The 23888-nt window shown below is 56.4% G+C and carries 16 protein-coding genes; 10 read left to right on the plus strand and 6 right to left on the minus strand.

Annotation, left to right across the window (positions count from 1 at the left end; all coding sequences use genetic code 11):
- Positions 1-80 precede the first annotated feature (80 nt).
- Positions 81-449: a hypothetical protein gene (locus tag CIK92_RS07905; protein WP_144289379.1), complete on the plus strand. Its 369-nt coding sequence runs from the start codon at positions 81-83 to the stop codon at positions 447-449.
- A gap of 161 nt (positions 450-610) precedes the next feature.
- Here the strand turns inward: CIK92_RS07905 and CIK92_RS07910 are convergent, their stop codons facing one another.
- Positions 611-799: a hypothetical protein gene (locus CIK92_RS07910; protein WP_094388720.1), complete on the minus strand. Its 189-nt coding sequence runs from the start codon at positions 797-799 to the stop codon at positions 611-613.
- 1036 nt (positions 800-1835) lie between these two features.
- Between CIK92_RS07910 and dxs the strand changes: the two genes are divergently transcribed.
- The 4 genes from dxs to CIK92_RS07930 are packed head-to-tail and all read left to right on the plus strand — an operon-like array spanning position 1836 to position 7543.
- A complete protein-coding gene (gene dxs, locus CIK92_RS07915; RefSeq protein WP_094388721.1) occupies positions 1836-3728 on the plus strand; it encodes a 1-deoxy-D-xylulose-5-phosphate synthase in 1893 nt (630 codons plus the stop codon).
- Entirely contained in the window at positions 3725-5068 is a 1344-nt protein-coding gene (gene trkA, locus CIK92_RS07920; RefSeq protein WP_022311205.1) for a Trk system potassium transporter TrkA, read from the plus strand. The genes dxs and trkA overlap by 4 nt, the downstream gene beginning before the upstream one ends.
- A 15-nt stretch (positions 5069-5083) precedes the next feature.
- The gene (locus CIK92_RS07925; protein WP_094384920.1) at positions 5084-6541 is read left to right on the plus strand and encodes a TrkH family potassium uptake protein; all 1458 of its coding nucleotides are present in this window, start codon (positions 5084-5086) and stop codon (positions 6539-6541) included.
- A 39-nt stretch (positions 6542-6580) separates the two neighbouring features.
- Positions 6581-7543: a type I phosphomannose isomerase catalytic subunit gene (locus CIK92_RS07930; RefSeq protein WP_094388722.1), complete on the plus strand. Its 963-nt coding sequence runs from the start codon at positions 6581-6583 to the stop codon at positions 7541-7543.
- Positions 7544-7684: 141 nt separating this feature from the next.
- On the opposite strand, the gene CIK92_RS07935 is transcribed toward CIK92_RS07930, so the two are convergent.
- Positions 7685-8776 (minus strand): DUF4435 domain-containing protein, encoded by a 1092-nt coding sequence (locus CIK92_RS07935; RefSeq protein WP_094388723.1) that lies wholly within the window; start codon positions 8774-8776, stop codon positions 7685-7687.
- Positions 8769-9593: an AAA family ATPase gene (locus tag CIK92_RS07940; protein WP_022311201.1), complete on the minus strand. Its 825-nt coding sequence runs from the start codon at positions 9591-9593 to the stop codon at positions 8769-8771. Before CIK92_RS07940 ends, CIK92_RS07935 begins: the two co-directional genes overlap by 8 nt.
- Positions 9594-9704: 111 nt before the next feature.
- Between CIK92_RS07940 and CIK92_RS07945 the strand changes: the two genes are divergently transcribed.
- The 5 genes from CIK92_RS07945 (at position 9705) to CIK92_RS07965 (ending at position 17474) form a co-directional block, all read left to right on the plus strand.
- On the plus strand, positions 9705-10628 hold the full coding sequence (locus tag CIK92_RS07945) for a DMT family transporter (protein ID WP_094384924.1): 924 nt from the start codon (positions 9705-9707) through the stop codon (positions 10626-10628).
- Positions 10629-10752: 124 nt separating this feature from the next.
- Complete coding sequence (locus CIK92_RS07950; RefSeq protein WP_094388743.1) at positions 10753-12159, plus strand: aminopeptidase C; 1407 nt, start codon at positions 10753-10755, stop codon at positions 12157-12159.
- 163 nt (positions 12160-12322) lie between these two features.
- Positions 12323-15166 (plus strand): glycosyl hydrolase, encoded by a 2844-nt coding sequence (locus CIK92_RS07955; RefSeq protein ID WP_158214759.1) that lies wholly within the window; start codon positions 12323-12325, stop codon positions 15164-15166.
- A 101-nt stretch (positions 15167-15267) separates the two neighbouring features.
- Positions 15268-16806: a glycine--tRNA ligase gene (locus CIK92_RS07960; RefSeq protein ID WP_094384930.1), complete on the plus strand. Its 1539-nt coding sequence runs from the start codon at positions 15268-15270 to the stop codon at positions 16804-16806.
- A 59-nt stretch (positions 16807-16865) separates the two neighbouring features.
- The gene (locus CIK92_RS07965; RefSeq protein ID WP_094384932.1) at positions 16866-17474 is read left to right on the plus strand and encodes an FKBP-type peptidyl-prolyl cis-trans isomerase; all 609 of its coding nucleotides are present in this window, start codon (positions 16866-16868) and stop codon (positions 17472-17474) included.
- Positions 17475-17705: 231 nt separating this feature from the next.
- Here the strand turns inward: CIK92_RS07965 and CIK92_RS07970 are convergent, their stop codons facing one another.
- The 3 genes from CIK92_RS07970 to CIK92_RS07985 form a co-directional block, all read right to left on the minus strand.
- Entirely contained in the window at positions 17706-18575 is an 870-nt protein-coding gene (locus CIK92_RS07970; RefSeq protein WP_094388744.1) for an RNA polymerase sigma factor RpoD/SigA, read from the minus strand.
- A 1152-nt stretch (positions 18576-19727) separates the two neighbouring features.
- Complete coding sequence (locus CIK92_RS07980) at positions 19728-21374, minus strand: calcineurin-like phosphoesterase family protein (protein WP_094388726.1); 1647 nt, start codon at positions 21372-21374, stop codon at positions 19728-19730.
- Between the two features lie 98 nt (positions 21375-21472).
- A complete protein-coding gene (locus tag CIK92_RS07985; RefSeq protein ID WP_254046026.1) occupies positions 21473-23872 on the minus strand; it encodes a calcineurin-like phosphoesterase C-terminal domain-containing protein in 2400 nt (799 codons plus the stop codon).
- Between the last annotated feature and the right edge of the window lie 16 nt (positions 23873-23888).

The following is a 23888-nucleotide window of genomic DNA, read 5'->3' on the forward strand; positions in this document are numbered from 1 at the left end:
TCTGCATGCCGGTCTTTAGGTAAAGCAATGACAACAACAATATTAACAACATTAACACATTAAGCATTATGGATTGCATTATGGATTTAATAAAACAAATCGTCGCCATCATTATGGTGTTCTCCGTCCCCCTCTCGTTGATTATCGGTCTGGTCTACTACCTTGTAGACATGAAACGCAACGCTTTCAGACTGCGTAGCGAAATCATCAGCGGCGGTGTGGACTGCGACACGGCACGCTTACTGCTCGAGGAGACCGGGCGCCGTCACTCTCTCTCGTTCGCCACCCTGCGCCTGGGTCTGCTGCTGTTCTTTACAGGCATCGCAGCCGTGCTGGCCCGTGTGGCTGACTTCACCATACTCACCCTCTGGCTTACGGCAGCCATAGGCGGCGGCGTAGGCTTGCTCATCGCCTTCGTCATCGAGTGGAAGATGGTAGAGAAGAAGTAGGCGTCTCTCCGCGCCATAACGGTTACAAGCATCAGTCCCGGGCAGCAGGCAGTTGTCCGGGATTTTTCTATTTCCTCCGTCGCCGAGGTGGCGTCCTCTGCTCCCGCGTTGGCGTCCTCTGCTCCCGCATTGGCGTCCTCTGCTCCCGCATTGGCGTCAGTCTAAGTATATCTGCCGCCCATAGCAGCCAACTCTCTGGCGATGTCTTTATTTATCATTTCGTGGTTTGATACCACTATTTCGGGGCTTGCCGTAATCATTGCAAGTCCCGATTTCTCTATTTCATGCCCCGCCTCCAGTTTATATGTGGCCTCCATCACCATCGATAGCCACGCCGTGCCCGCCGCCATAACGCCCGCCGTCGTGGACGGTCATATCGGTGGTTCGTGACGGATGATACGTGGTCACGTGCCTTATGATACGGGCTCACGTAACAAGCGGCACGTGAGCCCGTGACAACCGTCACGAGCCGCCAAGGACGATTAGGGCATGGCGGAACACAATGCGCAGATGGCACAGTTCCATCGGCAGCGCTGGGGCGAGGCCCATCGGCGCGATGGCGTGTGTCGCGTTTATGGGGAATGTGGTGAGGGTGTAACCCAAAGTAGAGGCGTGCAGTGGATATGCCCATGACAGTGATACAAGTAGCCCATTGTGGATGGTACGCACCCCTGGCAACTCTGTAGGAGTTGCGATTTCATAGCCCAGGGTTGAGGCGTGCAGCGCCTCTACCCTGGGTGCTGATACACAAAGATATAGCAACTCTGTAGGAGTTGCGTTTAGCCGAAGGCGTTATACTCAATCTGCTAATAACCGCCTACCCATTCCTACCCTTTGTCCTGCTGTGGGTAACGCCTGCGGCTAATCGCAACTCCTACAGAGTTGCCAGGTTAGTGGGGTCGCTACCCAGGGTAGCGGTCTTCGCCCGCAACCCTGGGCTGGGGAATCGCAACTCCTACAGAGTTGCTGCTGCTTGTGGGCTCTCTATTTGTATCATTCCCCACGTAGCTGCTGCTTGTGGGTTCCTCGTTTGTATCATTCCCCACGTTGCTGCTGCTTGCGGGCTCCTCGTTTGTATCATTCCCCACGTTGCTGCTGCTTGTGGGTTCCTCGTTTGTATCATTCCCCACGTTGCTGCTGCTTGTGGGCTCCTTATTTGTATCATCCCCACTTAACTGCTGCTTGCGCACACCTCTTGTCAATACCTGGACAGGGTGGACTCCGCTGCCCCTGCTGGCGCCAACCGTGGGGCTGTGCTTTACTCCCTTTACACCTTATTATATTATAATGCGCGCGACTGTAAGGGCGGGCGCCATTTTTTCATGAATAAATAGGTTAATATCAAAAAAAATTAATACTTTTGCATGAATATAACATGTTATAGATGTGGACAAGAATAAATTCGGACTACTAAGCCAAATAAAATACCCTTCTGACCTGCGCAAGTTGGATATAGACCAGTTGGCAGAGGTTTGCAGCGAGCTGCGCCAAGACATTATCGACGAGGTGTCGGTCAATCCCGGTCACTTTGCCTCGAGTCTGGGCGTCGTTGAGATTACCGTTGCCCTGCACTATGTCTTCAATACCCCCGACGACCGCATAGTGTGGGATGTGGGTCATCAGGCTTATGGTCACAAGATACTTACAGGACGTCGCGACACGTTCTGCACCAACCGTCATCTGCACGGCGTCCGCCCGTTTCCCTCCCCATTGGAGAGCGAGTACGACACTTTCGCCTGCGGTCATGCCTCCAACTCCATCTCTGCCGCCCTCGGTATGGCGGTGGCTGCCCGCAAGACCGGGCACAACGACCGTCATGTGGTGGCCGTCATCGGCGATGGTGCCATGAGTGGCGGTCTGGCCTTTGAGGGTCTCAACAATGTCTCGTCGACCCCCAATGATCTGCTCATCATCCTCAACGACAACGACATGAGCATAGACCGCGCTGTGGGTGGTATGGAGAAGTATCTGCTCAATCTCGACACCAATGCCACCTATAACAAGATAAGGTTCAAGGTGGCCCGATGGCTCGAGGACAATGGCCATCTGAGCGACCGCCGCCGCAAGGGCATCATACGACTCAACAACGCCATCAAGTCGGTGCTGAGCCATCAGCAGAATATCTTTGAGGGCATGAACATACGCTACTTCGGTCCCTTCGACGGTCACGACGTCAAGGAGGTGGTGCGCCTGCTGCGCCAGCTCAAAGACATGAAGGGCCCCAAGCTGCTGCACCTGCATACCACCAAGGGCAAAGGCTACAAGCCCGCCGAAAACGAAGCCACCATCTGGCACGCTCCGGGCCGATTTGATGCCGAGACCGGCGAGCGCATCGTGAGCGACTCGTCCAACAAGCCTCCCAAGTACCAGGATGTGTTTGGTGAGACCCTGCTCGAACTGGCACAGATGAACGACCGCATTGTGGGCGTTACACCCGCCATGCCCACCGGCTGCTCGATGAACATACTGATGAATGCCATGCCCGACCGCGCCTTCGATGTGGGCATAGCCGAGGGCCACGCCGTGACCTTCTCGGGAGGTATGGCCAAAGACGGTCTCCAACCCTTCTGCAATATCTACAGCTCGTTTGCCCAGCGCGCTTACGACAATATCATTCACGACCTCGCTCTGCTCTCGCTGCCCGTGGTGCTCTGTCTGGACCGCGGCGGACTGGTGGGCGAGGACGGCCCCACCCACCATGGCGCCTTCGATATGGCGGCGCTGCGCCCCATCCCCCATCTCACGATTTGCTCGCCCATGGACGAGCACGAACTGCGCCGGATGATGTACACCGCACAGCTCCCCGACATGGGTACGGTGGTGATACGCTATCCCCGAGGCGCTGCCGAGCACAACGACTGGCGCTGCAAGCTCGAAGCCATCGAGGTGGGCACTGGCCGACGCATGCACGAGGGTCACGATGTGGCTGTGCTCACCATCGGCCCTATAGGCAATGTGGCTGCCGAGGCTGTGGCTGAGGTTGAGGCTGAGGGCCAGCTCACTGTGGCCCATTACGATATGCGCTATCTCAAACCCATCGACGGCGGCATACTCGACGAGGTGGGCCAGAGGTTCAGCCGCGTCATCACCGTGGAAGACGGTGTGAGATGCGGTGGTCTGGGAACGGCTGTCACCGAATGGATGGCCGACCATCACTATACGCCCGAGATTGTAAGGCTGGGCCTGCCCGACGAGTTTGTCGAGCACGGCACCGTAAGCGAACTGCGCCGCATCGCGGGTATAGACAAGGCAACGATTATTCAACATATTAAAGGATGAAAATCATTATTACCGGTGCCTACGCCATAGGTACCCATCTGGCACGACTGCTCTCGCGCAACCACGAGGACATCACGCTCATAGACCCCGACCCCGACCGGTTGGCACGCATCGGCAGCGACTACGACCTGCTGACGATGGTGGCCGACCCCGACAGCATACAGGCCCTCACCGATGCCGGCGTGGGCCACACCGACCTCTTCATCGCCGTAACCCCCGACCAGAGTCTCAACCTCAACTGCTGCATCCTGGCCAAGGCACTCGGTGCCCACAAGACCGTGGCGCGCATAGACCGCGCCGAATATATCGAAGACGACAAGCGCGAACTCTTCGTCAGACTGGGTGTCGACGAGCTCATCTACCCCGAGGTGCTCGCTGCCCGTGACATCAACAACGGTCTCAAGATGTCGTGGGTGCGCCAGCGTTGGGATGTGCACAATGGAGCCCTCATCCTGCTGGGCATCAAGCTGCGCGAGGGATGCGAGATACTGAACCGTCCGCTCCGCGAGCTCTGCGGTGCGCAGGACCCTTACCACGTGGTGGCGGTGAAGCGTGGTCCCGATACCATCATCCCTGGCGGTAACGACGTGCTGCAGCTCTACGACCTGGCCTACTTCATGACCACGCGCCAGTTTATCCCCTACATCCGCAAGATAGTGGGCAAGGAGCAGTATGCCGATGTCAAGAACGTGATGATTATGGGCGGTGGCAACACTGCCGTCAACGCCGTCAAGGGCATGCCCGAATACATGGATGTCAAAATCATCGAGAGCAGTCTGGAGCGCTGCGAACAGCTCAACGACATGCTCGACAGCCATAAGGCGCTCGTCATCAACGGTGACGGCCGTGACCTGTCGCTGCTCACCGAAGAGAGCATCAACAATACCCAAGCCTTTGTGGCGCTCACGGGCAACACAGAGACCAACATCCTGGCCTGCCTCACCGCCAAGCGAATGGGCGTGAGAAAGACCGTGGCTATGGTCGAGAATCTCGACTATGTAAGCATGGCAGAGAGCCTGGATATAGGTACCATCATCAACAAGAAGGCCATCGCCGCCAGCCGCATCTACCAGATGCTGCTCGATGCCGATGTGCTCAATGTCACCTTCCTCATGTCGGCCAATGCCGATATCGCCGAGTTTATCCCCAAGGAGAACTCCAAGATTACCCAGAAGCCCGTATACGAACTGGGACTGCCACAGGGCATGACCATCGGCGGACTGGTAAGAAACGGCGTAGGTATGCTGGTGTCGGGTAATACCCAGATTATGGCGGGCGACACGGTGATGGTGTTCTGCCACAATATCAATATGAAAAAGATAGAGAAGTTCTTCATCTGATAGAGTGCAGCTGTTATGATCAACTGGAACATGATAAGCAAGATTATGGGAGCGCTCCTCTTCTTCGAGGCAGCCCTCATGTCGCTGAGCCTGGGCATCTCTGTCTATAGCGGCGAGGGCGACACGCCGGCGTTTGTCACCTCGGTGGGGCTGATACTCCTTGCCGCCATCGTCTTCAGGTATTTCGGACTCAAGGCGGGCAACCGCCTCTCGCGCAAGGATGCCTACATGGTCGTCACGCTGTCGTGGGTGGTCTTCAGCCTCTTTGGCTCGCTGCCCTTCATGCTGAGCGGATATGTCAACAACTTCACCGACGCGTTCTTTGAGAACATGTCGGGATTTACCACTACCGGCGCCACCGTGATAGACGATGTCGAGGCGCTGCCCCATGGTCTCCTCTTCTGGCGCTCGTTCACCCAGTGGATAGGAGGTCTGGGTATCGTCTTCTTCACGGTCGCCCTGCTGCCCTCGCTCGACGGCGGCTATGTCAAGGTGTTCTCTGCCGAGATTACGGGCCCCATCCAGACCAAGCTGCATCCCCGTCTGTCGATGGGAGCCAAGTATATATGGATGGTATATGTATGCCTGACGGCAGCCTGTGCAGGCTGCTACTGGATATTCGGCATGTCGCCGTGGGAGAGCATCAACTATGCCATGACCTCGACAGCCACCGGCGGTTTCTCCATATACAACGACAGCATGGAGAACTTCCACTCGCCCGCACTGGAATATACCTGCACCACATTCTGCTTCCTCGCGGGCATCAACTTCACCCTGCTTTACTTCACCGTGGCACGCCGCCGCATAGGGATGCTCTTCAAGAGCGACGAGTTCAAGTTCTATCTCTTCATGACGGCAGCCTGTACGGCATTCGTCATGTTCCAGCTCATGGCGTACCGCGGCTATGACGCCGAGCACGCCTTCCGTTGCGGCGCCTTCCAGGTAGTCAACTTCCTGACCACCACGGGCCTGTTCAACGACAACGCCGCGCTGTGGCCCCATGTCACCTGGGTGGTGCTGGCGGTATGTATGTTTGTGGGAGCCTGCTCGGGCTCTACCAGCGGTGCCTTCAAGAGCATACGCAGTATGATGGTGCTCAAGGTGATACGCAACGAGTTGCGGCAGATACTCCACCCCAATGCCGTGCTGCCGCTGAGGGTCGACGGCGTCAATGTGCCCATCCAGAAGAGGGTGACGCTGCTGGCATTCCTCGCCACCTATGTCATCATGCTGCTGGTGGTGGCGTTTATCATGATAGCCTGCGGCATAGACCACACCAATGCCATCACCATCTGTCTGAGCAGTCTGGGCAACGTGGGTCCCTCGCTGGGTCTGGAGATAGGTCCCACGATGTCGTGGAGCCAGCTGCCCGACCTTGCCAAATGGACCTGCTCGTTCATGATGCTCGTAGGGCGTCTGGAGATATTCACCGTGCTGGTCATCTTCACCCCCACATTCTGGAAAGACAATTAGAAAACGACAAACAGTATAAAACAACAAACAATAAAGCGTATGAAACCATTAAAGTTTAAGGCTCTGTTGAAGCAGACCATCTGGGGTGGCGACAAAATCATCCCCTTCAAGCATCTCGATGACCATCTCGAGAACGTAGGCGAAAGCTGGGAAATCTCTGGCGTGCCCGGCAACGAGACAGTGGTAGCCGACGGCGAGTATGCCGGCAAGAAGCTCAACGAACTGGTAATCGAGCAGAAGGACAAGCTCGTGGGCAAGGCCAACTATGAGCGCTTCGGCGACGAGTTCCCCCTGCTCATCAAGTTTATCGATGCCCGTCAGGACCTCTCTATCCAGGTGCATCCCACCGACGAGATAGCCAAGCGTCAGGGCAAGGAGCGCGGCAAGACCGAGATGTGGTACATCATGGACTCTGACAAGGACGCCAAGCTCTACAGCGGTCTGAAGAAGCAGATTACCCCCGAGCAGTACAAGGCTATGGTCGAGGACGACACCATCACCGACGCCCTCGCCCAGTATGAGGTCAAGGAAGACGACTGCTTCTTCCTACCCGCAGGCCGCATCCACGCCATCGGCACAGGCTGCTTCCTCGCCGAAATCCAGCAGACCAGCGATGTCACCTATCGCATCTACGACTTCAAGCGCAAGGACAAGGACGGCAACTACCGCCAGCTCCACACCAAGGAGGCTGCCGAGTGCATCAACTACACCGTGGAGGACGACTACCGCACCCACTATGAGCACAAGAAGAACGAGGGCGTGACCCTGGTGGAATGTCCTTACTTCACCACAGCCGTCTATGACCTCGACGAGCCCATGACGCTCGACTACAGCGAGCTCGACAGCTTTGTAATCCTCATCGGTCTGAAGGGCGAAGGCACCATCACCGACAACGAGGGCAACACAGTGACCATCAGCGCCGGCGAGTCTATCCTCGTGCCTGCCACCACTGAGACGCTCAAGGTCGAGGGCACTATCAAGATGCTCGAGACTTACGTATAAACCCTCATCGCACGGCCGATAGGGCCTGTACTCCCCGCCGCAAGGCAATAACAGAAAGCGAGAGGAAGCACGGTATCAGCAGATACGGTGTTTCCTCCCGCTTCTTGTATGGACGGGGATGACGGTGACGGAGGCTGTGGGCTACTCTCCGGCTGCGGTGGCTGGCGGGGTAGGGTCGGCCGCAAGGGCGGTGGGCCCGGCGGTAGCCCCAACAGTCTCGGCTGGCGCAGGGGCATGATAGGTGTCGAGGAAGTGCTGCACATCGGCACGGATGTGAGCAAAGACATCGGAGAGCACATACCCCATGTTCTTCTTGAGCATCGCCTCGACATCTTCCACACTGTGCGAGTAGCAGCTCAGCTCATTGCGGCGCTGGGTGGAGTGCATGCTGTCGCGCGAGATTTCGTTTTCGCGCTCGCGGATAAGTTGGGCGCAGATGCGCGTCATGGCTGGGCTCACCACGCGGTCGAAGAGATGATGCCCCTGTATATATAAATAGGTGGTCTGTGGCGTCACGCCCAACGAGCGCAGACTCGCTTCGACCTTGGGGTAAGCCTTGACGCCCTCGGGGTAGTTGCGGCGTAGGGCGTCGAGCCGTCTGTCCACCTTGTGAGACAGGCGGGCGAGCATGTCCTGGGCATGGACGATGGAGAAGTTGCCCATCTCGATGATGGAGAGGAAGTCGCTCATCGTGAACTCGCCGTAATGGGGCGTGCGATAGAACCATACGTTCCACACGAAGAGCGGATAGATAATCTCGGAGAAGCTGCGCAGGTAGCCGTTGAAGTCGAAAATGTGGTGGTCGTTGAGGGTGATAGCCACGCAGACATCGTGGAGCGACGGGGCGTAGCACTGCAGGTTCTCGATGGCATAGGCGTAGGTGTGGAAGACGTATGGGCTGTCGATAATCTGCTGCGAGGTGGGCGTGGCCTTCTGGATAAGATAGTCGTAGTCGGCATCGACGCAGGCAATCATATCACTGCCCACGCGGTCGGTCATGAGCCGCATGAGCGCCGCCTTCTTGCCACGGTTGAGCTGGCGGGAGCGCGAGGGGAGCATCACCTGGAAGTAGTAGCTGTCGGTCTCGAAGCTCGAGAGGACAGTGCGCCAGAAGAACACGTCGTCGTAGCTTTCGACATAGGCCACGATGCGGTGACGCGCCTGCCTGGAGTTGAGCCTGTTGGCAGCCGACAGGTAGTCGGAGGTGATGCTGTCTTTGAGTCGTCTACCCATTGTTGACAATAATATCGGATACCTCGGTCACACGGTCCATCCATCCGTTCATGATGACAGCCGGACTGTGGGTGGTGAGGATAATCTGTACGTTGGGGTTGAGCTCGAGGATGAGGTCTATGAGCTGCTGCTGCCAGTCTACGTGCAGGCTCACCTCGGGCTCGTCCATGAACAGCACGTAGGGCTTGTTGTCCTCGACCAGCACGGTGAGCAGGATGGCGAGTATCTGCTTCTCGCCGCTGGACAGCTGATAGGGCAGTAGCGTCTCGCCGATCTGCGTGAACCGAATCTCGTTCTCTGTGCGCACAATCTTCTTGCCCGTGTCTGCGAAGAGTCTGTCTATCATGTCCTGGAACTTCTTCTTGGGCTCACTGATACGCTGGGCTTCGGCGGCACCGTCGCAGCCGCCCTGTTGGAGCACGCTGATGATGCGGTTGCCAATGTTGACCTGGTAATCGAGGTAGCGGCGCTGCAGTTGGAAGAGTTGCCAGTCGAGCTCGGTGACCAGAGAGATGTCGACCTTGGTGAGCATGTCGGCGTTGAGCAACGGCCTGTCGAACGAGCGTATGATATCGTAGCGTATCCATTTGGCGTCGGCTGGGCTCACAGTGAGGTGGACGCCCTTGAGCATGTGGCTGGGAAACTCGCCGCCGGCGGCGAGGCCCTTGACCACCTTGTTGAGGATGGTGCTCTTGCCCACGCCGTTGACGCCGCTCAGCACATTGACGCGGCGGTCCAGTTGCCACACGACATGACGCTGCCCGCTCCACAGCGACTCTATCTCTATCTCCTTGATGTAATCGGCATATTTCTGCATGATGATACAGGTTAAGTTTTCGCACAAATTTACGAAAAAAAGCCTTGCCTTGCACCCATTTATGGCTTATTTGTTTACCTTTGCCCCCGAAATTTAACTATTAATAAGATTATGAATGACAATCGTGCGCTCAAGGCCCATCTGAGTCTGCTCTTCGCCGAAATCTTTTGGGGCCTTATGGCTCCGGTGGGCAAGGATGCCATGGCCCACGGCATCGACGGCATCTGTCTGGTATCGCTCCGCGTGGCAGGCGCCGCGCTGCTGTTCTGGACGGCGTCGCTCTTTGCGCCCCGTGAGCGCATGGCACGCCGCGATGTGCTGTTGTTGGCTGTGGCGGCACTGTTTGGCATCGTGTTCAACCAGTGCATGTATACCATCGGACTGGGCATCACCTCGCCCGTCAATGCCAGCATCGTCACCACATCGATGCCCATCTTCGCCATGGTGCTGTCGTTCTTCATCCTGCGCGAGCCCCTGTCGGCGATGAAGGCGGGTGGGGTAGCGATGGGCTGTGGCGGCGCCGTCATCCTGATCGTGAGCAGCGTGTCGGCAGCCAACGCCCGGGTGGGCGACTTGCGAGGCGACGTGCTGTGCATGATGGCCCAGTTGTCGTTTGCCCTCTATCTGGCGCTGTTCAGCAAGCTGGTGCGCCGCTATTCCGTCATCACCGTCAACAAGTGGATGTTTCTCTGGGCATCGCTCTACATCCTGCCCATAGCCTCGCCCCACCTGATGGCCAACGACTGGTCGGCAGTGGCTCTTACCACCTGGGCAGAGGCAGGCTTTGTGGTCTTCTTCGGCACGTTTGTGAGCTACCTGTTGATGATGGCTGGCCAGCAGGTGCTGCGCCCCACCGTGGTGAGCGTTTACAATTATGTGCAACCCATCGTGTCGGTCACCGTGTCGGTGCTTACGGGTCTGGCCGTCTTCACGCTGAGTCAGGCGCTGGCGGTAATCCTCGTCTTCTCGGGCGTATGGCTCGTCACCAAGTCGAAGTCGCGCCGCGATGTCGAGCATCCCGAGGCCAAAGATTAATCCCGCCGGGCTGTTTTTTCGCATTATCATCAGAGATTTTATCATTTTTATCCCCTTCGGCTCGGCAGAAAGTGCTAACTTTGTAGCATCATAGACAGCAATTACTAATTTATTATAAACGATGATGAAACAAAAGACACTTCTTATTGCTCTGGCGCTGATGGGAGCGGTTACCGCCTCGGCGCAGAAGCATGACGGCGGGCTCAGCAATGATATGCTCGCTGCCATCCGCAAGGCTCAGCCTACAGCGGCTCAAGACAAGGCGCTCTTCAATGCCATTGCCGCCAACTCTATCGACGACCTGGCCAAGAATTATGCTGCCAAACGCCCTGTAGACACCCACTTCAGCAACGAGACTCCCAAGCAGAAGATTCACAACCAACGCAGTTCGGGCCGCTGCTGGATGTTCTCTGGCTTCAATGTGCTGCGCGCCAACTTTGCCAAGCAGCATCAGGACAGCCTCTGTGTAGAGTATTCACAGGCTTATCTCTTCTTCTACGACCAGCTGGAGAAGGCCAACCTCATGCTCCAAGGCGTCATCGACAATGCCCGCAAGCCCATCGACGACCAGCGTGTGCGCTTCTTCTTCCAGCACCCCATCAACGATGGCGGTACCTTCTGTGGCGTGGCCGACCTCGCCGAGAAGTACGGTCTGGTGCCTATGGCAGTGATGCCCGAGACCTACTCGTCTGACAATACCAGCCGCATGGCAAGGATTATCTCTTCCAAACTGCGTGAGTATGGTCTTGAGCTGCGCTCGATGGTGGCTGCCGGCAAGAAGGCTCAGGACATCCGCAAGCGCAAGACCGAGATGCTGGGCACCATCTACCACATCCTGGCTCTTACCATCGGCGAACCCGTGCAGGAGTTTACCTACGCCTTCACCGACAAGAACGGACGCACCCTGACTCCCGCCAAGCGCTATACCCCCAAGTCGTTCTACGATGAGACCGTAGGCCACTCGCTCAACGGCTCCTTCATTATGGTGATGAACGACCCTCGCCGCGAATACCACAAGACCTACGAGGTGGAGTATGACCGCCACACCTATGACGGCCACAACTGGAAGTATCTCAACCTGCCTATGGACGATATTGCCCAGCTTGCCATAGCCAGTATCAAGGGTGGCAGCAAGATGTACTCCAGCTACGATGTGGGCAAGCAGCTCGACCGCAAGCGCGGCTATCTCGACACTGAGAACTTTGACTACGGCTCGCTCTTCGGCATCACCTTCGGCATGGACAAGGCCCAGCGCATCGAAACCTTCGACAGCGGCTCTACCCACGCCATGACCCTCACCGCCGTAGACCTGGATAAGGACGGCAAGCCCGTGAAGTGGAAGGTGGAAAACAGCTGGGGAGCTGACAACGGCTTCGGTGGATGCTTCATCATGACCGACCGCTGGTTCCGCGACTACATGTTCCGCCTCGTTGTCAACAAGGAGTATGTGCCCGAGAACTTCCTTCGTGAGTTCGACCAGAAGCCAGTAATGGTTATGCCCGAAGACCCTCTCTTCGCCGAAGATATGTAAACGCATAATCATCCCCATAACCAGAGCCCGAGTGACGGAGGCCACAGCCTTCTCGCTCGGGCTCTCTCTTTTTGTTATTCGCCTATGAATAATGATATTTTAGTGAGTTTTAACGATTATGGTTAGCCTTCCCCGCCTAATCATGGTAATTTTGTTACCAATTATGAAAAATGTTATCTTTACCCTGATCCTGTCGGCCATGGCGCTGATGCCCGTGCATGCCGACAATAAGCCGAGCAAGCTCTCGGCGCAGGCGTTGTATGCCCAGTTTCAGAACCCGGACAGCCGCTATCGTCCCTTCGTGCGCTGGTGGTGGAACGGCGATGCCGTCGTAGGCAAGGAGCTTGTGCGCGAGCTCCACTTGTTGCGCGATGCAGGCATCGGCGGTGTCGAGATTAATCCCATCTCGCTGCCCTACGGTGCCGACCAGCACGGCTACAAGCAGCTCACCTGGCTCAGCCAGCCCTGGCTTGAGGCCCTCGACACCACGCTGACCGAGGCACGCCGCATCGGTATGACCTGCGACCTGCTCATCGGTTCGGGATGGCCCTTCGGCAGCGAGACTCTGCCCCACAAGGACCGTGCGTCGGTGCTGCTTACCGCTGCCATCCCTCTAACTCCCGGCCGTCATTACGAGTTCTCCAAGTTTGACCTCTTCAAGCGCCTCGACCCTGGAGTGTCTATCACCAACTCAGCCCGCGAGCCCCGCTTGGAGATAGCTTATCTCGTGCCCGACTCCATCAATGACTTCCGCCAGGCCAAGGATGTCACCGCCGAGTTTGCCAATGGCAACTACGTAGTAGACACCCCCGCCGAGGGCAAGTATCAGCTCTACGCCATGGTGCGCTTCGACTCCTTCGCATCGGTCATCAACGGCGCTCCTGGAGCAGCCGGCAGCATACTCGACCACATGAATGCGGGTGCCGTACGCCGTTACCTCGACAATATGTACAATACCATTGAGACCAAGACGGGTCCCCTCTCGCGCTGGTTGCGTTCGTTCTTCGTCGACAGTATGGAGCTCGAGGGTACAAACTGGACCGACGACTTCCGCGAGGAGTTCAAGCGCCGTCGCGGTTATGACGTGATGCCCTGGCTGCCCTTCACCATGTTCAAGGTAGGACGCCTGGGCGATGTGGAGAGCTATATCTTCGGTGCCAAGAAGGGCCCCGACTTCAAGAACCAGGTAGACCGCGTGCGCTACGACTTCGAGCTGACCAAGGCAGAGTTGCTGCAGGAGCGATATACCAATACCTTCACCTCATGGTGCAAGGAAAAGGGCGTCAAGTCGCGTGCCCAGGCTTACGGACGAGGCTTCTTCCCACTCGAGTCATCCCTCTCCTACGACATTCCCGAAGGCGAGTCGTGGACTACCAACTGGTTGCGCCACCGTCTGGGTGAAGAGATGGGCGATAAGGACTACCGCCGTGGCCGCGGATATACGATGATAGACAAGTATGTCTCTTCGGCAGCCCACCTTACCGGCAAGCGCCTCGTGAGCTGTGAGGAGATGACCAATACGTATCTCGTCTTCAATACCCCGCTCGAACTTATCAAGATAGGCACCGACATGTCGGCCTTCTCGGGTGTTACCCACTCCGTATGGCATGGCTTCAACTACAGCCCGCGCGATGTGGCATTCCCCGGATGGGTCCAGTATGGCAGCTACTATAACGAGAAGAACACATGGTTCCCCTACTGGAAGTATCTGAACAACTACCGTGCCCGCGTGAGCAGCATCCTGCAGAATGTGGACATGCAGACTGACATCGCCATACTGCCCCCCAACGCCGACCTGTGGACCGAGATGGGCGTGCAGACCGAGCCGTTTCCCCGCGACCTCAACGTGACCTATACTTCCCTCATCTGGGAAGCCATCCATAAGAATGGCGGCGGCGCCGACTATCTCAGTGAGAGCATCATCGAGAAATGCGACGTGCGCGATGGCCATCTCTGCTATGGCCCCAAGAGCTATTCGGCTATCTTCCTGCCCGAAGTCAAGGGCACTACCCAGGGCGTGATGGACAAGTTGCTCGAGTTTGTCCGTGGTGGCGGCCGCGTGTTCTGCATCGGCACCTATCCCCAGCGCTCGCTCGGTCTGAAGGACTATCAGGAGCGCGACGCCAAGATGCGTGCCACCGTTGACGAGCTCAAGGGCTACGCCGACCGCTTCGTGCTGCTCGAGAAGCCCCAGGACGGCAAGTATCTCGAGTGGTATCGCAACGTGATGGACAAGTATCAGCTCTCCCACGCCGTTACCATTACCAACCCCGACCGCTTTGTGCTCCAGAACAGATACAAGGCCGACGATGGTTCCGACCTCTTCTTCTTTGCCAATGTCAACCTGAAGGACAGCAAGCAGACCGATGTGGTCTTCCCCGAGAGCATGACCCGTGGCAAGTCGGCATGGCTCTACGACCCCGCCGACGGCAAGCGCTACACGCTCAAGCTCGACGGCCAGCGTCTGCACCTCGACATGGGTCCCGCTGAGGCCTTCTTCGTGGTCTTCAACGATGTCAAGGCCAAGGCTCCCGTCTACAAGCGCAAGCCTCTGCAGGGCGAGCAGTACATCGAGTTGGGCAACTGGACCGCCAGCCTGCACCACTCGCGCGAGGGATGGGTCAAGACGATGGCCATGCCCGACAGCCTGCAGGACCTGAAGAACACGGAGTACTCCCACTTCATGGGCGATATCACCTACACCACCACCGTCAATGTGGAGAGCGGACGCATGCCCAAATACCTTAACTTAGGACGCGTGTGCGAGATAGCCGAGGTCAAGATCAATGGACGCCCAGCCGGGGTGCAGTGGTTTGGCGACCGCGTCATCGACGTCGAAGGCATGCTCCATGCCGGTGCCAACACCATCGAGGTCAAGGTGACCACCCTCATGGGCAATTACATGCATACCCTCAAGGACAACAAGGTGGCACAGCGCTATGTAATCAAGCGCAATCACCCTCTGCGCTCTATGGGTCTGCTGGGTCCGGTGCGTCTGTATGAGTAGTTAATTTTTGATTAAAACCGAAAAATAAACGACTATATCTTAGCGGGTATCTATTTTTTGTAGTACCTTTGCAGTCAGCATTTAACGAAGATAAATCAATTATGGCACAAGAAGATGTTTTCAAGAAAATAGTCAGCCATTGCAAAGAGTATGGCTTTGTTTTTCCCAGTTCAGACATTTACGACGGTCTCGCCGCCGTGTATGACTACGGTCAGAACGGCGTTGAGCTTAAGAATAATATCAAGGAATATTGGTGGAAGTCGATGGTGCTGATGCACAGCAATATCGTGGGTATCGACGCCGCCATCTTCATGCACCCGACCGTGTGGAAGGCTTCCGGCCACGTCGATGCGTTCAACGACCCACTTATCGATAACCGCGACTCCAAGAAGCGTTATCGTGCCGACGTGCTCATCGAAGACCAGATAGCCAAGTACGAGGAGAAGATAGACAAGGAGGTTGCCAAGGCCGCCAAGAAGTTCGGCGACGCCTTTGATGAGCAGAAATTCCGCGCTACCAATCCCCGTGTGCTCGAGCATCAGCAGAAGCGCGACGCTCTTCATGCACGTTACACCGAGGCAATGCAGGGTCCCAACCTTGAGGAGCTGAAGCAGATAATCCTCGACGAGAACATTGTAGACCCTATCAGCGGCACCAAGAACTGGACAGATGTGCGCCAGTTCAACCTGATGTTCTCTACCGAGATGGGTTCTGTTTCCGACACTACCAACAAGATTTACCTGCGTCCCGAGACCGCCCAGGGTATCTTTGTCAACTACCTCAACGTGCAGAAGACCGGCCGCATGAAGCTGCCCTTCGGTATCGCACAGATAGGAAAGGCTTTCCGCAACGAGATAGTGGCTCGCCAGTTCGTATTCCGTATGCGTGAGTTTGAGCAGATGGAGATGCAGTTCTTCTGCCAGCCCGGCACGGAGATGAAGTGGTTCGAGTACTGGAAGCAGTATCGCCTCAAGTGGCACGAGGCTCTTGGCATGGGCGCCGAGAACTATCGCTTCCACGACCACGAGAAGTTGGCTCACTACGCCAATGCCGCCACAGACATCGAGTTCCGCATGCCATTCGGCTTCAAGGAGGTTGAGGGTATTCACTCACGTACTAACTTCGACCTCTCTCAGCATGAGAAGTACAGCGGTCGTCAAATCAAGTATTTTGACCCCGAAACCAATGAGAGCTACGTACCTTACGATGTTGAAACCTCTATCGGCGTAGACCGTATGTTCCTCAGCGTGATGTGCCATGCCTACACCGAGGAACAGCTCGAGAACGGCAGCCGCGTAGTGCTCAAGTTGCCCGAGCCACTGGCTCCCGTCAAGTGTGCCGTGCTGCCCCTGGTCAACAAGGACGGACTGCCTGAGAAGGCACAGGAGATTGTCAACGACCTGAAGTTCCACTTCAACACACATATCGAGGCCAAGGACTCTATCGGCAAGCGTTACCGCCGTCAGGATGCCATCGGTACTCCCTTCTGTGTCACCGTCGATGGCGATACCCTTACCGACAACACCGTTACCCTGCGCTATCGCGACACGATGAAGCAGGAGCGTGTGCCTGTAGACCAGCTCCGCGCCATCATCGAAGACCGCGTGAGCATCACCAGTCTGCTCAAGAAGCTCAATTGATTTTTTCACATCCTCCCTGTTGTCCACCGACGGCAGGGAGGATATACATAGTATAATAGATGATAAAGAATATCGTAAAATTCTTATTGATGGCATTGCCTCTCGTGATGGCATCGTGCTCCGAGACCCCCGGCGAGCCCAGCGAGTTTGAGGATTGGCAGAATCGCAATGAGACTTACTTCAACAATCTCTACCAGACAGCCAAGAGCAATCCCGCCAGGTACAAGGTAATACGCAGTTGGGACTTGCCCGAGAATGTGGCCACAAACCCCGACAATTACATCGTAGCCGAAGTGCTCCACGAGGGAACCAGCACCGAGAGTCCTATGTACACCGACTCCGTGACGATACACTACCGTGGTTGCTTTATCCCCACGACATCGTACCCCGCAGGATATGTGTTCGATCAGACATGGACGGGAGACTACGACCTCACCACGATGAACTCCACGACCTACACCGCGTCGACCTTCATCGACGGTTTCACCACAGCGCTGCTCAATATGCACCCCGGCGACCGCTGGCGTGTCACCATTCCCTACGCTCTGGGTTACGGCAAGTCGACCTACGCCCCCAGTGGTGCCACCACATCTATTCCGGGCTACTCTACGCTGGTGTTCGACCTTACGCTGGTTTCGTTCCATCGTCCCGGAACAACCCGACCATAAGCCGAGCTGGCGACTGTACAGAAAGCAAATACACAGCATACTACAATTATCCGCAATACCGACCGACTGGTATTGCGGATATTTTTTTCCCATATCGTCGCTGTAGTCCTTCCCATCCACAGCCTTACCGGGGGCAGCAAGCGGCAGGGCACCACCCTCTGTGGGTAGTGCCCTGGCTGCAGTGCTGGCAAGGAGTCTGTCCCTGCGCTATATATATAATAAGGTGGGCGCCTACCCCAAGTACTTGGCGAGAATGTGGGCCTGGTCGCTGCCTTTGAGCTTGAGGATGCAGCGCTCGCGTATCTGGCGCACGCGCTCACGGGTGAGATTGAACAGGTCGCCTATCTCTTCCAGTCCCTTTTCGGGACAGCCTATGCCGAAGCAGTATCTCACGATGGTCATCTCGCGCTCCTTGAGCACCTTCTGCATGACCTGGCAGAGCTCGTCGGTGAGACTCTTTGAGTCGGCCTCCTTGTCGGGGCTCCATTTGCTGTCGGCCTGTATCGTGTCGGCTATCGTCGTGTCTTCGCCAGACTGCAGGGGCGCGTCGATGCTGGTATGAGGACCATGGCTCTTCAGCACCTGACCGATTTTTTCAGGGTCTACATTGGTGATGGCTGCCAGTTCGTCGACCGAGGGCAGCCGCTGGTGTTTCTGCATGAAGTCGTTGGTGGCGTTGGCTATGGTGTGCAGCACGCCCTCCACATTGAGCGGCAGACGCACCATGCGGCCCTGCTCCGAGATGGCTTGCAGCACGCTCTGGCGTATCCACCACACTGCATAGGAGATGAACTTGAAGCCACGGGTCTCGTCAAACTTGTCGGCAGCCTTCATCAGACCTATGTTGCCCTCGTTGATGAGGTCGCTGAGCGCCAAACCCTGGTGCTGGTATTGCTTGGCGACCGATACTACGAAGCGCAGGTTGGAGGTGACCAACTTCTCTCTGGCTTTCTCGCCCTCTGGTCCGCCGCGTTTGATTTTCTGGGCGAGTTCTATTTCCTCTTCTATATTGAGAAGGGGAAATTTGGCTATCCAGGTGAGGTAGGAGCCTAAAGTCTGATCACGATTGGTGATGCTGTTGGATATCTTAAGTTGTCTCATCATTTGTATTAAACTTGTTAGTTGGTTGATGGTCAGTTTGTATGCATTCCCATGTTAAAAGTGGCGCAATATACCATAATTATTCCATATCTCCAAATATTTCTTCATCTTTTTTCGATTTTTCTTCATTGTCCTTGTCTTTTCGGCGTTTTATGCCCCAATCCAGCTGCATCGCTCCGTGGGTAATAGCGTCATTATCACAACTCTGCCGACCCGCTCAGCGCATCTACTGACCATCTTTCCCCTCTTTCCCAGAGCCTTTGCGCCCCTGCCGACCGTCATTGCCGGCTCGTATCGTAAGGCACGAGCCGGCGTATCGTATGATACGGGCTTTCGTTTCTTATGTTACGTGGCCTCGTGCCTTACGATACGAGCAGCTGACTCTCATCTCCAGCCTTGCCGGAGGGCATGGCGGGCCGAGCGAAGGCGGATGGCGGAGCGGGCGGGGGCATGACTCGTCCAGCCAAGGCGGCAAACGGCTGTCTGCCATGGATGTTGGGGGTGGGCATCAGGCTCTGCTACCCCGTATCAGCCCCTTGGGCACGCCTATCTACAGCCTCTGGAGCAATAAAGCCAATCTTTGGCGTGTTGATGTATATCAAAAATATAATCATTTTGTAAACTTTTTCCATAGAATAGCTTTCTAAATGTCAGAAAACGCTTAACTTTGCATCAGAAATAAGAAATAAGGGTATTTCTGTTCAAGGTAATAAAGATAAGGATAACATTTGCATTTGCATTTAGACATAAGTGATTGTCATAGGTATTAAGTTAGGTAATTAGACATATGCACAGGTGTAGTCGCGATGACTGTCCTATGCTTTTGGATAACAAAAAGAGAATTTTGAGAGAGAAAATGAAAGTGTAGAAATGCACTTTTGAAGAAGGCGGCTCCACAGAGGGTCGCCTTTTTTCGTCTCCATGCCAGCCACCGCCATATCCGCTCCGCCGTAAGCCGTGCAGGGCGCCAACGCAATGGCAGCCGAGCGCCACTGCCATGACAGCTAGGATTATCGTCATGACGGCTGCGGCCAGAACGGCAGCACCGGGCGCATGGATGATGATGAGCGGCGCATGGGGGCACAAAACAAACACGCAGTAACGGCATCCAGGGATGCGGTTACTGCGTGTCGGCTTTATGGGCGAGGCGGTCTACTCTTCGTCCACGTAGTAGTGGGCATAGTTGTAGAAAGGCTCGGTGACTACCTTGTCGCTCGTCTCGGTGTAGGTGTTGCCGTAGCGGTCTTTGGCCACGATGGTGACAATCGCTTTGGGGTCCTTGGGCTGGTAGAAGTACCAGTGGTTCATCTTCAGGTAACCGTTGCGCTTGCTGAAGAAATTGTAGGGATTTGACTTGACATACTTGTGGTGATAGCCCACGGCAAAGGCGTCCTGACAGGGCGTCTTCTGCAGTCGGGTCATCTCTGTCTTCACTCCATTCTCGATGGCGAAGAGTTGCCAGCCCGAGTCGGCGTTGAAGACATTGGCCACGATGATGCCCTTGCCACGCGGCAGGTTCCAGTCGGCGGCATAGCTCTCGCCATTGAAGTCGGTGTCGGCGAGGAAGAGCGTCATCTGGCGGCTCTTGTCCCATCGCGTACCTTTATAATAACAGTCGTCAATCTTGTTACCCTTGACGCTGTAGACGTAATAGCCATTGGGCACACCGTCGATGTTGAGGTTGGACTGCCAGATGTCGCCACAGGCGGCGGCATGACAGCGCTCGAGCACCTTACGGCCGTTGAGTTCTATCTCGTTGTTGATGGCAAAGTGGGTGTGTCCGCAGAAGAGCTGGTAGCCCTTGAACTTGTCGAGCATCAGGAGTATCTTCTCCAGACGGTTGGAGGCGTAGTGGCCCTTGCCCATATCATTGGGATTGGGCTTGAGGGTACGGTTGCCGAAGGTGAAGGGGATGTGGTAGCTCAGCACCACCATCTTGTTCTTGGGCACCAGGCTGAGGTCGCTCTCGAGCCAGGCCATCTGCTCGTCGGTGAGCTCGCCGGGCTGGTAGTAGGCACCGCCCCGGTAGTAGATGACATTGTTGATGCACACATAGTGAACGTTGCCGCGGTCGAAGGAGTAGTCGGTGGGTCCCCATGCCTCTTCCCACTTGCGCTTGAAGAGCGCCTTGCCGTCCTGGTCGTGGTTGCCGATGACCGAGAACGTGCGCATGCGGGTAGAGCCGAGCACGGCGCGCATCTGGCCCTCCAGTTTCTCGTTGTAGCCACCATAGTACTGCACGTTGTCGCCCATGCTGAGCGCATAGACGGGCATATCGTCGGGCAGCGAGGCGAGGGTCTTCTTGATGTCGGCCATGGTCTCGTCGGTGAAACGGTCTATATCGCTCTTGCGCACGGCGTTGTCGTTGGGGCCCTGGAAATAGGGGCCATAGGCATTGGTCACCTGCGGGTCGCCGATGACGATGAGCTTGTAGCTTTTCTCCTTGCCTCGGGGCATACGGGTGAGCTGGAAGTCATAACGCTTCACGCTGTCTACTACCTGCCGGTAGAAGCAGGCGGTATTGTCGGTGGCTGAGTGGGTGGGCACCTCGCAGTCGGCGGGCACGGTGAAGTATACAAACTTGGTGGCGCTGTTGTAGGGCAGCTCGTAGTTGCCCTTGGTGTCGGTCTGCACGCAGGTGAACCCGTTGCTCACCACCACCCCGCGCATGGGGCGTCCTTTCTGGTCGGTGAAGGTTCCGGTAAACTTCAGTGTGTCACTTTGGGCTGTGGCCTGCACGGGGCTGAGCATGGCGAGCGCCATGGTGGCCAGAGCCGTCAATAGGGTTGTCTTTCTCATGTATGGTTGTCTTGTTGCTGATTATTGTTATAAGCAAAAGCCGCACCCAGATGATGGGCTGGGTGCGACTTCCGCTTTGATGGTTTTATCTGGTCTTGTTACTTGCCGTAGTAGTGGGCATAGTTATAGAACGGCTCGGTCACGGCGTCCTTGCTGCTTGCGGTATAGGTATTGCCGAAGGGGTCGGTGGCCTCGATGGTGATCACGGCGTTGGCGTCCTTGGGGATGTACGAATACCAGTGGTTCATCTTCAGATAGCCGTTGTTCTTGCTGAAGAAGTTGTACTTGTTGGCTACAGCATACTTCTTGTGGTAACCCACGGCAAAGGCATCCTGTCCGGGAGTGCTCTGCAGACGGGTCATCTCGGTCTTCACGCCGCCTTCCACGGCATAGACCTTCCACTTGGAGTCGGCGTTGAAGATATTGGCCACGATGGTACCCTTGCCCTTGCCCAGCAGCCAGTCGGCGGCATAGCTCTCACCGTTGAAGTCGGTGTCGGCACGGAATACAGACATCTGCTTGTTCTTGTCCCAGTTGGCGCCCTTGTAGTAGCAGTTGCTGATGGTTGCACCGTCCATGGTGTAGACATAGTAGCCGTTGGGGGTACCGTCGATGTTGATGTTGGACTGCCAGATGTCGCCACAGGCTGCGGCGTGGCTGCGCTCATAAACCTCCTTGCCCTCGAAGATTATCTCGTTGTTGACAGCGAAGTGGGTGTGACCGCAGAAGAGACGGTAGCCGGCAAACTGGTTGAGCAGGGTGAGTATCTTGCCCAATCGGGTAGAGGCATAGTGGCCGCTGCCCATGTCGGTGGCACCGCTGAGACGGCGGTTGCCGAAGGTGAGCGGGATGTGGTAGCTCAGCACCACCATCTTGCTCTTGTCGGCCAGCTTCAGGTCGCTCTCGAGCCAAGCCATCTGCTCATTGGTGAGCTCGCCGGGCTGGTAGTAAGTGGCGCCAGAGTAGAAGTATACGTTGTTGAAGCATACATAGTGTACGTCGCCACGGTCGAAAGAGTAGTCGGTGGGCCCCCAGGCCTCTTCCCACTTGCTCTTGTAGAGGGCGCTACCGTCCTGGTCGTGGTTGCCGATGACCGAGAAGAGGCGCATCTTGGTCGAACCGAGCTTGGCGCGGATTTCGGCTTCGAGGTTGGCATTGAAACCACCGTAGTACTGCACATCGTCGCCCATGGTGAGGCCGTAGACGGGGGTGCTGGCGGGCAGCGAGGCGATGGTCTTCTTGATGTCGGCCATGGTCTCGTCGGTGAAGCGCATCACGTCGCTCTTGTTAATCATGTTGTCGTCGGCGCTCTCGTAGTAGGGGTTGAACTTGTTGGTCACCTGTGGGTCGCCGATGACAATCATCATGTGGTTGGTCTCCTTGCCGCCGGCGAGCTTGGTGAGCTTGAAGTCGTACTCGTAGGTGCCCTCGGCGAGAGGCAGGTAGAAGTTGGCGGTGTTGTCGGTGGCAGAGTGTACGGGTACCTCGCAGTCGGCGGGCACGGTGTAGTAGACAAACTTGGCGTTGGCGTTGCGGTTGAAGGCATACTTTCCCTGTGCGTCGGTCTTCACACAGGTGAAACCGTCGCTGACTACTACTCCCTCGATGGCGTTGCCGTTCTGGTCGGTCACCTTACCGGTCACGTCGCTGTCGATGGCATTGACGCTGGTAGAGGCTACCGCCTTGAAGGCGCCGGCAGTGAGGGCTACGTCGCCGAAGTGGACGATGTATGCCTTGGTGCCCACCTTGACAGTGGCTTTCAGAGCCTTGATGTCGTTGGGGCAGAGGGCTGCATAGACGGTAAGGCTGTGGCCGTTGAGGGCGAGGCCTTCGGTGTCTATGGTGATGGCGCCCTCTTCGCCGGTCTTCAGCGTAGCGTCGGCGATGTTGAGCGACACATTGTTATATACACCCGCACCCATGATGCTCACGCTTGTGGGCTTGGTGGTCACCTCGTCGGGCAGCGTCATGTCGAGCTTCACGATTGCCATCTTGCGCTTGAAGGTGAGCGCCAGCGGCTCGGTGGCGTTGGGGTCGTAGGTGCCGGTGGCGAAGAGCACGTCGTGGGTAGTGGCGCTACCTTCGCCGGTGAGCTTGCCGGTCTGGAAGTGCAGGTCGTTGACGATGGCGTCGGCTTGGTTATACACATTGGGGTACTGGGCGTAGGCGTAGATGGGGGTGGCGGTGGCTACGTCGCGGTCGAAGTGACCCTTGAAGTTGGCGTTGCTCTTGTCGCTTCCCTTATAGCTTACAAATTTGAGGGTACCACGGTTGGGGTTCACACCTGCATCGGCGTAGATGCTGATGAGGTCGGTCTGTTCCCACTGGGCGGTGAGGGCGCCGCCCTCCTCGGTATAACCTACGCGGGTGGGGGCTATCTTGCAGGCGGTGACATCGAAGTCGTTGCCAGGCTCGTTGCCGGGATTCACCTGTTCCTCTACGTTGCTGCAACCTGCCATCAGGGCAGCTGCGAGCAGTGAATATAATATCTTCTTCATACTTCTTTCGTGTGCT

Origin of the sequence: Prevotella sp. P4-67 (genome assembly GCF_002251325.1) — a bacterium.
Taxonomy (GTDB): Bacteria; Bacteroidota; Bacteroidia; order Bacteroidales; family Bacteroidaceae; genus Prevotella.